Annotated in this window: 10 protein-coding genes, 1 tRNA gene and 2 pseudogenes; 9 read left to right on the top strand and 4 right to left on the bottom strand. The window is 67.0% G+C overall.

Features of this window, described 5'->3' with window-relative positions; genetic code table 11:
• Nucleotides 1-94: 94 nt before the first annotated feature.
• The 6 genes and pseudogenes from G6N47_RS13290 to G6N47_RS29675 all read left to right on the top strand — a co-directional run.
• Entirely contained in the window at nucleotides 95-397 is a 303-nt protein-coding gene (locus G6N47_RS13290; protein ID WP_139799476.1) for a type VII secretion target, read from the top strand.
• A 9-nt stretch (nucleotides 398-406) separates the two neighbouring features.
• The gene (locus G6N47_RS13285) at nucleotides 407-724 is read left to right on the top strand and encodes a hypothetical protein (RefSeq protein ID WP_169717260.1); all 318 of its coding nucleotides are present in this window, start codon (nucleotides 407-409) and stop codon (nucleotides 722-724) included.
• Nucleotides 657-2030: a DUF4185 domain-containing protein gene (locus tag G6N47_RS13280; protein WP_232080204.1), complete on the top strand. Its 1374-nt coding sequence runs from the start codon at nucleotides 657-659 to the stop codon at nucleotides 2028-2030. Before G6N47_RS13285 ends, G6N47_RS13280 begins: the two co-directional genes overlap by 68 nt.
• A 29-nt stretch (nucleotides 2031-2059) precedes the next feature.
• Nucleotides 2060-2599: a hypothetical protein gene (locus G6N47_RS13275; RefSeq protein WP_139799475.1), complete on the top strand. Its 540-nt coding sequence runs from the start codon at nucleotides 2060-2062 to the stop codon at nucleotides 2597-2599.
• Nucleotides 2600-2837: 238 nt separating this feature from the next.
• Nucleotides 2838-3038 (top strand): annotated as a pseudogene (locus G6N47_RS13270) (hypothetical protein); the annotation flags it as partial.
• Nucleotides 3038-3235: pseudogene (locus G6N47_RS29675) on the top strand (hypothetical protein); the annotation flags it as partial. The pseudogenes G6N47_RS13270 and G6N47_RS29675, both read left to right, overlap by 1 nt.
• Before the next feature lie 250 nt (nucleotides 3236-3485).
• On the opposite strand, the gene G6N47_RS13265 reads toward G6N47_RS29675, so the two are convergent.
• Complete coding sequence (locus G6N47_RS13265) at nucleotides 3486-4541, bottom strand: nucleoside triphosphate pyrophosphohydrolase (protein ID WP_083131717.1); 1056 nt, start codon at nucleotides 4539-4541, stop codon at nucleotides 3486-3488.
• The gene (gene mfd, locus G6N47_RS13260; RefSeq protein WP_083131822.1) at nucleotides 4538-8158 is read right to left on the bottom strand and encodes a transcription-repair coupling factor; all 3621 of its coding nucleotides are present in this window, start codon (nucleotides 8156-8158) and stop codon (nucleotides 4538-4540) included. The genes G6N47_RS13265 and mfd overlap by 4 nt, the downstream gene beginning before the upstream one ends.
• 161 nt (nucleotides 8159-8319) lie before the next feature.
• Between mfd and lysA the strand changes: the two genes are divergently transcribed.
• On the top strand, nucleotides 8320-9666 hold the full coding sequence (lysA, locus tag G6N47_RS13255; RefSeq protein ID WP_083131716.1) for a diaminopimelate decarboxylase: 1347 nt from the start codon (nucleotides 8320-8322) through the stop codon (nucleotides 9664-9666).
• Between the two features lie 55 nt (nucleotides 9667-9721).
• On the opposite strand, the gene G6N47_RS13250 is transcribed toward lysA, so the two are convergent.
• On the bottom strand, nucleotides 9722-10315 hold the full coding sequence (locus G6N47_RS13250) for a TetR/AcrR family transcriptional regulator (RefSeq protein ID WP_139799488.1): 594 nt from the start codon (nucleotides 10313-10315) through the stop codon (nucleotides 9722-9724).
• Between the two features lie 145 nt (nucleotides 10316-10460).
• Here G6N47_RS13250 and G6N47_RS13245 point away from each other — a divergent pair.
• Nucleotides 10461-10532 (top strand) — tRNA-Gln (locus tag G6N47_RS13245).
• Here G6N47_RS13245 and G6N47_RS13240 read toward each other — a convergent pair.
• A complete protein-coding gene (locus G6N47_RS13240; protein ID WP_083131714.1) occupies nucleotides 10508-11203 on the bottom strand; it encodes a class I SAM-dependent methyltransferase in 696 nt (231 codons plus the stop codon). The two genes, G6N47_RS13245 and G6N47_RS13240, sit on opposite strands and share 25 nt — an antisense overlap.
• 94 nt (nucleotides 11204-11297) lie before the next feature.
• On the opposite strand from G6N47_RS13240, the gene glmU reads away from it, so the two are divergent.
• Nucleotides 11298-12752, top strand: a complete 1455-nt coding sequence (gene glmU / locus G6N47_RS13235; RefSeq protein WP_083131821.1) for a bifunctional UDP-N-acetylglucosamine diphosphorylase/glucosamine-1-phosphate N-acetyltransferase GlmU — start codon at nucleotides 11298-11300, stop codon at nucleotides 12750-12752.
• Nucleotides 12753-12791 lie beyond the last annotated feature (39 nt).

Below are 12791 nucleotides of genomic sequence, written 5' to 3'. Positions count from 1 at the left end.
CAGGGTCGCCGTAGTGATTTGGTGCATATGCACCACCAGCGACGACGGTAAAATTCCTCGCAGGAGTCGTGTGTCCGGCGAGAGGGACGCCAGCGTGGCTGAGTTACGGGTCGACCCAACCGAGCTGCACCTGACCGCGACGCAGCTGGAGGCACACGCTGATGAATTCTCGGCAGCACATCAGCAAGCACATTCGCGGGCGTCTCAGGTGTCGATCGGCTCGGGTGCGGCGCGCGCGGCGTTGCCGCAGATGCTGGACGAGTGGGCCAACTCCGGCACTCGCTTCAAGGAACGCCACATCCTTCACGCCGACGGGCACCGCGAAGCGGCCGACAGGTACATCCAAGCCGATGACCGTGGTGCTGACCAGATCGAGGACGCCGGGTCCGCGCTGTGAGGTGGATCCGTGTCGATGACGTTGCAGGAACTGCTGGACTGGGTTCCTGAAATCGGCGATCTGGCTAAAGCCGCCCATGATGCGGCGTCCAACCATGCCAACTCAGCGGAGTTCCTGCGAGGGGTAGTGAATGCCTCGACATGGGAAGGCGAAGCGGGTGACACCGCCCGCGCGTCGATGTGGGCGACGATCGGCGACCATGACGACCATGCGGAGCGGATAGGCCAAGGCGCTGCGGATCTGGACAATGCCCACCAGCATGCCGAGGGCTCTGGCGAACAAGGTCAAAGATGTCCTCAACTATGCCGCCGAGCAGCCCGCCGTTGACGTGGACACCCGCACCAACACGGTGACACCTCCGCCCAGCTACGACTACCTCGATGATGAAGCGAAAGCCGAGGTTGCCCAGAAGGTCGCAGACGTGGAGCCACGCATCGCCGATGTCCTCGATGAAGGTGACGCGGTGGATGACGAGGTGGCTCGGGCGATCGCCAAGGCGTCCGGCCTTCCGGGTCCGGTCCACACAGCCTCCTCGCTGGAGGACTTGCTCGGTGTGTCCAACGATGGACCCCTGGCACCAGGTGAGGTGCGCAACCGGGGTCCGGTCGCCGGCACCGACGGCAAACCCGGCATCCCCGGAATAAAGGCAGCTGATCTCGGCGAGGTCATTACGCTGCCCAACGGGAAAAAGGTGGCGATCTTCGGGGACTCATACGGCAAACCTCAAGTCGGTCCTCCCACCGATCCCACGAATACGCACTATCCCTCGGTGGCGGTGCCGGTGACTTTCGACGCCAAAGGACGCCCCCACTTCGGACCGCCCTTGACCGGACCGGACGGGAAGAACGTGTTATTCCCCCTTCCGGAAGAAGCCAAGCGAGCGGGAGCCAACAACGCCTTGCCGGCGGGGAGCATCACGATCGGCAAAGACACCTACATGATGGTCGTGGGCACCAACACCAACGAGGGTCTCAACCCCAAAGGCGGCTCCTGGCTGGTGAAAGTCACCAACGACCCCGCTGGCGGTTGGCGTCCTGTCGACGGAAGCTACCGGCCGTGGAGTCCGAACGCTGATCCCGGCAAGGGTCCTATCCCACCCACGCAGATCAGCGGCTATCAAGCCAGCGATGGCAAGGTCTACATCGCCGCCGACGCCTTCGACCGCAGCCAAGGCGTCACCATGTATCGGGTCGATCCCGACCAAGTGTGGAACCGCGGCCAATGGGAGCCTTACAACGGCAACAACACCTGGGGCCCCGCCGGACAACCGGCCACCACAACAATCACACCACCCGGTCAGCACTGGGGGGAGTTGAGTTTCCGCGAAGTCGACGGTAAACCCGTTCTCTCCGGGACCAATCTGAACAACGACTCTACGAAAATTCCCACTGTCGAGGTACACGTCGGCGACAACCCAACGCAGGTCCTGAATCCGGATACCTCACCAAAAACTGTCGTGATGAGTAATGACCCCAATGCGCCGAATTTTGTGCCCGCGCCCTACGGCGGATACATCTTGCCTGGGTCCACCCTCGATAATCTCGGAATCTTCGGCAGCCAGTGGTACGAGCCGCAGGGTGGGCCAGTGCACTACGACGTACAGGACATCCGCGCTAACGTGAAACCCGGGTAGCGGTGAACGATGGTATTTACCATGACAGCATGGGCATAACCATCCGCCTTGTAGCGGCACTACCGGTGCTGATGGCAGGGCTGATCTCGGCATGCGCAGCCAACGCTGAGCCATCTGGGCCACCCAAATTCCCCGATATGAGTAGCTATGCGTCGGTCAAACCTGACGACTACGCGCAGCAGCTCGACAATCCCGGACGGCCCAACAAGCTCACCGGCTACTACTTCAACACTCCCGACGGCATCCAGTGCAGTTTCGACCAACTCCCAGCGGCGATCTGTACGGGTAATAACCTTCCCGCCATACCTGCACCAAAGTGCGACCCCGCGAAACGCATATACCCAGTGAATACGATTAGTACACAAAGTGGACTGTCGAAAACCAGTGGCTCATCATGCAATGACAATTCATTTGGCAAGACGAACAAGGTTTTGCCTCCATTTCACAAACTGACAGTGTATGGGGTGACCTGCGGGGTGGACGACAAAAAGATGACCGCGTGCAAAGACCCTCAGGGACGAGGATTCGTGTTGTCGCCATCGTGGTCTGGCTGGCTGCCCCACGTGTGACCACGACGGCGCGCCTGCGCGCCCTAGTCAATTTCGGGGCTTTCAACGTCCGCCGCGATGAATTTCCCTGTGCCGTACCGCGTTTCGCTCGCAGTCTCGCCGTCACAGCCTCGACCTGGACATCACCGACCGCGGGTGGCCCCATAGATACGCCACTCCCCCTCGGCGACGGTCCTCAGCCGACCTGGCCCGGATCTGCGGGCCGAAACTTGTCGGACCCGGGTGCGATGATGCGGGTATGTCGTTGACCAGTGCTTCGCCTGCTGTGGGGTGGAGGCCTGTCGATCGGCTTGAGGTGTTGTTTGAGGAGTTGGCGGAGTTGGCCGGTCAGCGCAATGCCATTGATGCGCGCCTGGTGCAGATTGCCGCGGAGATGGAGCGTGACGAGTTGTGGGGGATGACCGGTGTGCGCTCGCTGGCGGCGTTGATGGCCTGGAAGGCGACATCACCATCACCGGAACCGCCGACAAGCTGATCGTCACCGACAGCGACGGCCAACAACTGAGCTCCGCATCACTGGCGCGCCCACCCAAGCATCCCCCACCCGATGTCCCACCCTGGTCCGGGCCGCTCGGCGAAGGCGCCGACTGGTGGTGGTACGACCCCTTCCAACCCCAACCACCACCCACCAACTAGGCCGGCTGTCCAACAGGTTGTGGCACAGCGTAATTCGCTCACGACACCCGCCGCTTGCACCGGCAACAATCTTCCCCGCAACCCGCCGGCGCAATGCGATCCGGTGAAAGGGCCGATATCAGTAAACTCAATCACCACAGATACCGGGTTAGGACAAGTCGGCCTATCGACGTGTGGCGATGGAGTGCCGGGAAAGTTTTCTGCCACCGTTTCACACGCTCACGGTGTATGAGGTGACGTGCCGAGTGACCTAGTCCGACTCGTCCGATGAATTTGCATCGGGACTTTCACCCTCGGTCGTGATGAATTCCCCTGTGCTGCCGTGTGTTTCGGTCTCAGCCTCGTCGCCAACGACCTCAGTCTGAACATCGCCAACCGCGGGGGGCCAATAGGTACGCCACTCCTCGGCGGAGACTGTCCCCAGCGGAGCGACGTCGAGCTCCTCTGGAACGTCGTCTCCGCGGCGCCCGGCGGCGATCGCCTTCTCGGTATAGCGAACGTCGTCCATGAATTCTAAAACCGCAGTGCGCAAAGTATTTTCGGCGTCGACGTCCGCGCTGATCGTGATCGTGGTGATCTCGGGCGGAATCAGGTCGACGGGGACCCCGGCCCGGGTGGCTCGTTGGACGGCCTTCTGCGCCAGCGCCAAAGCCGGCTGCGCGGTGGGCACGTTGTCCATCACCGAATTCCGTGGCTTCTCCGCAGCTTTGCGCTCTTCCCACTGGGCCAGCTGCTCGTCCAGCGAAAGCTCTTCTCCAGCAAGGACTCCCGGGACGCGGTTGCCGAGTTTGCGCAGTAGGGTTTCGGCTACGTCGTCGATGGTGAACGGATGCTGCGGGGCATCCTCGGCGATGCGGGCGTGAAAGAGCACCTGCAGCAACACATCGCCGAGTTCCTCCCGCAGTTCGTCCGCGTTGCCGCCACGCACCGCGTCGAAGAGCTCGTAGGTCTCCTCCAACAGAAACCGTCGCAGCGAGTCGTGTGTTTGCTCGCTCTCCCATGGCCCGGCGGTCCGCAGTTTGTCCATCATCGCGACCGCATCGATCAGCCGCTCGCCGCGCTGCGGGTCGGGCGCCGAGATCACTCGCTCACCTGCGGCCAGCCGCGCAGTGACCGCCGGATGCTCCGGGTCCGACGACAGCAACACCGGAGCGTCGTCGCCGGTGTGGGCCGGCCGCGCCGCCGGCAGCGTCCATGGCACCGCGACCGGCATCTCCTCGGTGTATTGCACCTCGCCCATCAGCAACTCGATGGCTTCCACCGGAATCAGCGACGGCCGGCGCGGATCGACCAGGACGACCGTCATCGGGCCTGCTCGCTCGCCACGGCCTTCGTTATACCAACCGGGTTCCCGTCCAGCGCCGAAACCAGATCCGCGACCATCTGGACCAGTTCGAGATCGCGGATTCGGGGCGCGCCGACCCCGCCGGCCCGCGGGATCGGAACCTGGACCGTCGCCGTCGTCGCGCGATATCGCGCGCCTGGATAGAGCCGCGCCAGCCGCACCTGGGCGGAATCGGGCAGTGCCATCGGAGCCAGCCGCACCGTCGCCTCCGACGGCGCCGACACCTCGGTGATACCCACTCCACGACACAGCAACCGCAACCGGGCCACCGCCACCAGCCGCTGCGCCGGCTCGGGCAGAGCGCCGTAACGGTCGGTGAGCTCTTCCACGACCGCGGCGATCTCGTCGTCGGAGCCCGCCGCGGCCAGCCGCCGGTACCCCTCGAGCCGCAGCCGGTCGCTGGGGATGTAGTCGGGCGGCAGGTGCGCATCGACCGGCAGATCGATCCGCACTTCCTTGGGCTCCTCGGGGCTGGTGACGGTTTGGCCGTCGGCGGCCGCCCGGTACGCCTCGACGGCCTCACCTACCAGCCGCACATACAGGTCGAAGCCCACCCCGGCCACGTGCCCGGATTGCTCGACGCCCAAGACGTTGCCGGCGCCCCGGATCTCCAGATCCTTCATCGCCACCGCCATGCCCGCGCCCAGCTCGTTGTTCTGCGCGATCGTGGCCAGCCGGTCGTAGGCGGTTTCGGTCAGCGGCGCATGCTGTGGATACAGGAAGTAGGCGTAGCCGCGCTCGCGGCTGCGGCCGACCCGGCCCCGCAGCTGGTGCAGCTGGGAGAGCCCGAACGTGTCGGCCCGCTCGACGATCAGCGTGTTGGCGTTCGAAATGTCCAGGCCCGTCTCCACGATCGTCGTGCACACCAAGATGTCGTATTCGCGGTTCCAGAACCCCTGCACGGTGCGTTCCAGCACGTCCTCGTTCATCTGGCCGTGCGCGACAACGACGCGAGCCTCCGGCACCAGTTCGCGCACCCGCGCGGCGGCGGCGTCGATCGAGCTGACCCGGTTGTGCACGTAGAACGCCTGGCCCTCGCGCAGCAGCTCGCGGCGCAACGCGGCGGCGATCTGCTTGTCGTCGTGCGGGCCCACATAGGTCAGCACCGGGTAGCGCTCCTCGGGCGGGGTCAGGATCGTCGACATCTCCCGGATGCCGGCCAGGCTCATCTCCAGCGTGCGCGGGATCGGGGTGGCGCTCATGGTCAGCACGTCGACGTGCGTGCGCAGGCTCTTGATGTGCTCCTTGTGCTCGACGCCGAACCGCTGCTCCTCGTCGACGACCACCAGGCCGAGGTCCTTCCAGCGCACCCCGGTCTGCAGCAGCCGGTGCGTGCCGATCACGATGTCGACCGACCCGTCGGCCATCCCGTCGATCACCGCGCGGGACCCGGCGGGATCGGTGAACCGCGACAGCCCCTTGACGGTCACCGGAAACCCGGCCATCCGCTCCCGGAACGTCTCCAGGTGCTGGTCGGCCAGCAGCGTCGTCGGCACCAGCACCGCGACCTGCTTGCCGTCCTGCACCGCCTTGAACGCCGCCCGCACCGCGATCTCGGTCTTGCCGTAGCCGACGTCGCCGCAGATCACCCGGTCCATCGGCACCGGCTTTTCCATGTCGGCCTTGACCTCTTGGATCGCGGTCAGCTGGTCGACGGTCTCGGTGAACCCGAACGCGTCCTCCATCTCGGCCTGCCACGGCGTGTCCGGCCCGAACGCGTAGCCCGGCGCGGCCTGCCGCTTGGCGTACAGCGACACCAGCTCGCCGGCGATCTCGCGAACGGCTTTGCGCGCCTTGGTTTTGGTATTGGCCCAGTCGCTGCCGCCCAGCCGCGACAGCGCGGGTGCCTGCCCGCCGACATACCGCGACAGCTGGTCCAGCGAATCCATCGGCACGTACAGCTTGTCCGATCCGCCGCCGCGCTTGCTCGACGCGTACTCCAGCACCAAATATTCGCGCCGCGCGCCGCCGACAATGCGTTCGGTCATCTCCACGAACCGTCCGATGCCGTGCTGGTCGTGCACCACCAGATCGCCGGCGGTCAGCGCCAGCGGGTCGACGACGTTACGGCGCTTGGCCGCCAGCCGCTTGCCCTCGGTGGCAGTCACCCGGTTGCCGGTCAAGTCGGTCTCGGTGATGATCACCAACTCGGCGCCCGGAATCACCACGCCGTCGTGCAGGGGCCCCTTGAGCACCCCGACGACGCCGGGCTTGGGAGTCGCGCCGGGCTCCAACATCGTTGCGGGCGTGTCGGATTCGGCAAGCTGCTCGACGACGCGGTGCGCTGTTCCGGTTCCCGGTGCGACGACGGCGGCGCATCCGCCGGTGGCCACATGCGCGCGCAGCATCGCGAAGATCTCGTCGATGTCGCGCTGATGGCCGCGGGCCGACGGCGCGGCGCGGACGTCCAGCTCGATCGCCGACTCGTCGGAGAGCTGGCTCAGCGTCCACCACGGGTGCCCGGATGTCCGCGCGGCCTCTCGTACCTCGGCGAACCCGCGGAAACCCGAGCCGCCGAGTTGCTCGACGTCGATCGGCGCGTCCGAACCGAGCGCGGCCACCGACCAGGATGCCTCCAGGAACTCGCGACCGGTCTTGATCAGGTCGGCGGCGCGGGTGCGGACCTTTTCCGGGTCGCAGACCAGCACCGGGGTGCCGGCGGCCAGCTGATCGGTCAGCAAGGACAGCTCGTCGGGCCGCAGCACCGGCAGCAGCGCCTCCATCCCGTCGACCGGGATGCCCTCGGCGAGCTTGGCCAGCATGTCGGCGACGCTGCCGGTGACGGTGTTGTCTGTGCGCGGGCGCTGCGTGCTCAGTTCGGCGGCGCGCCGGCGCACGTCGTCGGTCAGCAGCAGTTCCCGGCAGGCGACGGCGACCACGGTGTCGACCTCGAGCTCAGGGATGGATCGCTGGTCAGCGACGGCGAACATCCGCATCTCGCTGACTTCGTCGCCCCAGAACTCGACGCGCACCGGGTGCTCGGCGGTCGGCGGAAAAACGTCGAGAATGCCGCCGCGGACGGCGAATTCGCCGCGCCGGCCGACCATGTCGACCCGGGTGTAGGCCAGCTCGACCAGCCGGGCGATCACGTCTTCGAACGCGATCTCGTCGCCGACGGCCAGCGTCAACGGTTCCAGCTCACCCAGCTGCGGCGTCATCGGCTGCAGCAGCGAACGCACCGTGGTCACCACCACCCGCAGCGGCGGGCCGAGCCGCGAGTCGTCGGGGTGTGCCAGCCGGCGCAGCAGCATCAGTCGCGCGCCGACGGTGTCGACGCCGGGCGAGAGCCGTTCGTGCGGCAGCGTCTCCCAGGATGGGAACATCGCGGCGGCGTCGCCGAAGACGCCGTGCAACTCGGCGGTCAGGTCGTCGGCTTCCCGGCCGGTGGCCGTGACCACCAGCAGCGGGCCCTGACGAGCCAGCGCGGCGGCCACGAACAGTCGGACGCTGGCGGGTCCGACCAGCGTCAATTCGGCGGGTCGATCGGCGCTTTGCTCGATGAGTTGGGTAAACGTTGGCGCACGCAGCGCCAGCTCCACCAGCCCCGCGATCGGGGTTTCGGTCATGATGGGCGCCATTGTATGCGTGGCCCGATTCACGTTGCGGCACTGGCCAACCCGCAGTGACGGCGGCCACATCACGCGCGCGACCGGCGGAACGTCGTCAATTTCGGGCCCGGCGCCGTCAAGGATTCGTAAGGACCGCGGCGCCCGACGATCCTGCGGCGTTGATTGAAAGCATGACAACAACATTGGTGGACACCCTTCCGTCCATCGGTTACGCGGCCCCGCCGCGGTTCCATCCGGCGGTGTGGCCGCTCACTGCGCACGCCGACGACGAAGGCCGGCTATGCATCGGCGAGGTCCCGCTCCCCGATATCGCCGACGAGTTCCGCACCCCGACCTACGTGCTCGACGAAGCCGACTTCCGGGCGCGGGCCCGCCGTTACCGGCACGCGCTGCGCGGCGCCGAGGTCGTCTATGCCGGCAAGTCGCTGCTGACCATCGCGGTCGCGCGCTGGGCGCGCGAGGAGGGGCTGTCCGTCGACGTCTGCTCGGCCGGCGAGCTGGCCACCGCCCTGGCGGCCGGGGTGAAACCGGCGCGCATCATCATGCACGGCAACGCGAAATCCGACGACGAGTTGCGCAGCGCGGTGCGTGTCGGGGTCGGCCGCATTGTGGTGGATTCCTGCATCGAAATCGCCTATCTCGCGGGGCTGGTGCCGCGGCGGCAGCGGGTGCTGGTCCGCGTCACACCCGACATCGACATTCACGGGCACCACGCCGTCACCACTGGGGTCAGCGACCAGAAGTTCGGGTTCACCCTCGACGCCGGCCGGGCTGCCGAAGCGGTGGCGCGGGTGCTGGCCCACCCCAACCTCGACCTGATCGGCCTGCATTGTCATATCGGCTCGCAGGTGGCCGACGCCGCGCTCTACGGCGAGGCGATCCGCCGCATGATCGCCGCGATGGCCGACATCCGGGCCCGCCACGGCGTGATCCTCACCGAACTCAACATCGGTGGCGGCCATGCGATCCCTTATCTGCCGGGGGATCCCGAACTCGACCTCGACGAGCTGGCTGGGGTTATCGACGACGCGTTGGATGCGGCCTGTGCCGCCGAGCACTTCCCCCGCCCGGCGATCGTCGTCGAGCCCGGTCGGGCGATCAGCGCCCGGGCCGGTGTCACGCTGTACGAGGTGCAAGCCGTCAAGACCCAGCCCGGCGGACGGACCTTCGTTGCCGTCGACGGCGGCATGAGCGATAACCCCCGGGTGGCGTTGTACGACGCGAAATACACTGTGGCACTGGCGAATCGGCATTCATTGTCGCCGCGGCAGCGAGTCACCGTGGCGGGCCGGCACTGCGAATCCGGCGACGAGATCGCCCGCGACGTCGAGCTACCCGCCGATGTGCATCCCGGCGACCTGCTGGCCGTGGCCTGCACCGGCGCCTACCACCACAGCATGGCGTCGAACTACAACATGGTCGGCCGGCCGCCGCTGGTAGCGGTCAACGACGGGCGGGCCCGCGAACTGGTCCGCCGCGAAACGATCGCCGACTTGTTAGCGCGCGACCGGGGCTGATTGCGGCGACCCGCCGCGCCCGGCTACGCCGCGCTTGCGATCGCCGCGGGCTGACTTATTCGTCCTGCAGGTGCGGGTCGGCTTCCAGGTGGGTGAGGCCGTTCCACATCAGGTTCACCAGATGCGCGGCGACGACTTCCTTCTTGGGTTCGCGGGTATCGAGCCACCACTGCGCGGTCATCGACACCGAGCCGACCAGCGCCTGGGCGTACAGCGGAGCCAGCTCCGGGTCCAGGCCGCGGCGGGCGAAGTCGCCGGCCAGGATCGAGCTGACCTGGCTGACGGCGTCGTTGAGCAGGCTGGAGTAGGTGCCGGAGCTGATCGATGCCGGCGAGTCGCGGATCATGATCCGGAAGCCGTCGGTGCGCTCCTCGACGTAGGTCAGCAGCGCCAGCGCCACCCGTTCGACCCGCACCCGGGAGCGGTTGTTGGTCAGCGACGACGTGATGCCGTCCAGCAACGCCGACATCTCCCGGTCGACGACGACGGCGTAGAGCCCCTCCTTGCCGCCGAAGTGTTCGTAGACCACCGGCTTGGACACGTTGGCGCGCAGCGCGATCTCCTCGATCGAAGTGCCGTCGTAGCCGCGCTCCGCAAACAGCGAACGCGCGATGTCGATCAGCTGATGACGGCGCTCGCTGCCGGTCATCCGGGCGCGCGGCGCACGCACCTCTTTCTCCGGCGCTGCCACGTCTGTCAGCCTATCCGCTTGCATTAGTCGAATTGCCCGACTCCTCCTCATCGCGCTTCGCGCTCTGCATCGTCGTGGGGCTAGAGTCGTCGCTGGCGAACAGTCCGTCGTGGTGTAATCGGCAGCACATCAGATTTTGGTTCTGAGAGTTCAGGTTCGAGTCCTGGCGACGGAGCTAGGCCGCGCTTCCAGCCACAAAAACAGCGGCATCCGGGTCCAGCGCTCCAGGTGCTCGTAGGCGGGATCGGGTATCGGTTCGCGCAGCGCGGTGATGGCCAGCCCGGCATCCGTCAGCGCCGCGGCGTAAGCCTCCAACGGCTGCGACCAGCCGGCGAAACGCATCCGCAGGCCGTCGCGCTCCTCCACGCCTTCGAATCGCCGCCGATCGAAGTAGCTGTCCGTATCGGTGAACGGGTGCACGACAGAGACGACCAGGCGCCCTGCGGACCGCATGACCCGCCGGATCTCGCGCACCGCGCCAGGCAGGTCGTCGACGTCCATGAGCATGTTGTAGGCGACGACGAGATCGAAGCTGGCGTCGGCAAACGGCAACCGGTTGGCTTCGGCCACCACATAGCTATGTGCGGAATGCGCGTCAGCGGCCGCGTCGACCATCGCCTCGACCGGATCGGCTGCGGTGACTCGATAGCCCAGCGTCACGAGCTCGCGCGACACCCGCCCCTCGCCGCACCCGACGTCCAGAGCGGCGCCGGTGCCGCGACCGACGAAGGCGGCGAGCGACTGCCGGTAAGCCCAGAACGCGTCGTGATCCGGGGTTCGGGCCCACGCCACCCAGTCCTGCGCGACGCGCGACCAGTGTCGACGGTCGTCCCCCGTGTTGGTCATGGATCCACCCTTTTGCGGCGAGCGTGCGGATAATGACACGCTGAACGGCGTGTCGGCGTACAAACACGCGCACTCGCGGCGAAGGGGTGCATCGATGACCCGGGAAACTGCAGTTTTGGTGCTGGCGGCGGGAGCCGGCACCCGGATGCGCTCAGATACCCCCAAGGTGCTGCACCCGATCGCGGGCCGCAGCATGTTGGCACACTCACTGCACGCGATCGCCAAGCTAGCGCCGCAGCACCTGGTCGTGGTGCTCGGCCAAAACCACGACCGGATCGCCCCGGTGGTGGCCGAACTGGCCGACACGCTGGGCCGGCCCGTCGACGTGGCGATGCAGGAACAGCAGCTCGGCACCGGACACGCGGTGCTGTGCGGGCTGTCGGCGCTGCCCGACGACTTCGGCGGCGTCGTCGTCGTCACCTCCGGCGACATTCCGCTGCTCGACGCCGACACGCTGGCCGATCTGATCGCCACGCACAACTCGGGACCGGCGGCGGTGACCATGCTGACCACCACGCTCGACGACCCCACCGGCTACGGCCGCATCCTGCGCACCCAGGACCGCGAGGTGATCGCGATCGTCGAGCAAGCCGACGCCACGCCGTCGCAGCAGCAGATCCGTGAGGTCAACGCCGGGGTGTACGCCTTCGACATCGCGCCGCTGCGCTCGGCGCTGAGCCGGCTGTCCGCCGACAACGCCCAGCACGAGCTCTATCTCACCGACGTCGTCTCGATCGTCCGCTCCGACGGGCAGGTCGTAGGCGCCCGGCACGTCGACGATGCCGCGCTGGTGGCCGGCGTCAACAATCGCGTCCAGCTCGCCGAGCTGGCCGCCGAACTCAACCGCCGGATCGTCGCCGCCCACCAGCTCGCCGGCGTCACCGTCGTCGACCCCGCCACCACCTGGATCGACGTCGACGTGGCCATCGGCCGCGATACCGTCGTCCAGCCCGGCACCCAGCTGCTGGGCAACACCCGCATCGGCGGGCGCGCCACGATCGGCCCCGACACCACGTTGACCGACGTCACCGTCGGCGACGGCGCGTCCGTGATCCGCACGCACGGCACGTCGGCCATTATCGGCGACGGCGCCGTCGTCGGGCCGTTCACCTACCTGCGGCCGGGCACCGTGCTGGGCGCCGACGGCAAGCTGGGCGCGTTCGTCGAAACCAAGAACTCCACGATCGGCACCGGCACCAAGGTGCCGCACCTGACCTACGTCGGCGACGCCGACATCGGCGAGCAGAGCAATATCGGCGCATCCAGCGTGTTCGTCAACTACGACGGCGAGACCAAGGCACGCACCACGATCGGCTCACACGTGCGAACCGGGTCGGACACCATGTTCGTCGCGCCGGTCACCGTCGGCGACGGCGCCTACACCGGGGCCGGCACCGTGGTCCGCGACGACGTGCCGCCGGGTGCGTTGGCGGTCTCCGCCGGTCCGCAGCGCAACATCGAGAACTGGGTGCAGCGCAAGCGGCCGGGCAGCGCCGCCGCTCAGGCCGCCGAGAAGGCGCAACAGAAACGCCAGCAGGACACCACATAGTATTTTGAGGCGAGCCATTAGGCCACCATCTCGATCCGA

It is taken from the genome of Mycobacterium branderi (assembly GCF_010728725.1).
GTDB classification, from domain to species: Bacteria; Actinomycetota; Actinomycetes; order Mycobacteriales; family Mycobacteriaceae; genus Mycobacterium; species Mycobacterium branderi.
The sequence above is the reverse complement of the archived record's forward strand: the minus strand, read 5'-3'. Positions and strand labels throughout refer to the sequence as shown.

Excerpts from the sequence above, each read along its gene's own strand:
- G6N47_RS13280 (WP_232080204.1), top strand. The coding sequence starts at position 657 with ATGCCGAGGGCTCTGGCGAACAAGGTCAAAGATGTCCTCAACTATGCC.
- G6N47_RS13275 (WP_139799475.1), top strand. The coding sequence starts at position 2,060 with ATGGGCATAACCATCCGCCTTGTAGCGGCACTACCGGTGCTGATGGCA.
- G6N47_RS13265 (WP_083131717.1), bottom strand. The coding sequence starts at position 4,541 with ATGACGGTCGTCCTGGTCGATCCGCGCCGGCCGTCGCTGATTCCGGTG.
- mfd (WP_083131822.1), bottom strand. The coding sequence starts at position 8,158 with ATGGCGCCCATCATGACCGAAACCCCGATCGCGGGGCTGGTGGAGCTG.
- lysA (WP_083131716.1), top strand. The coding sequence starts at position 8,320 with ATGACAACAACATTGGTGGACACCCTTCCGTCCATCGGTTACGCGGCC.
- G6N47_RS13250 (WP_139799488.1), bottom strand. The coding sequence starts at position 10,315 with ATGACCGGCAGCGAGCGCCGTCATCAGCTGATCGACATCGCGCGTTCG.
- G6N47_RS13240 (WP_083131714.1), bottom strand. The coding sequence starts at position 11,203 with ATGACCAACACGGGGGACGACCGTCGACACTGGTCGCGCGTCGCGCAG.
- glmU (WP_083131821.1), top strand. The coding sequence starts at position 11,298 with ATGACCCGGGAAACTGCAGTTTTGGTGCTGGCGGCGGGAGCCGGCACC.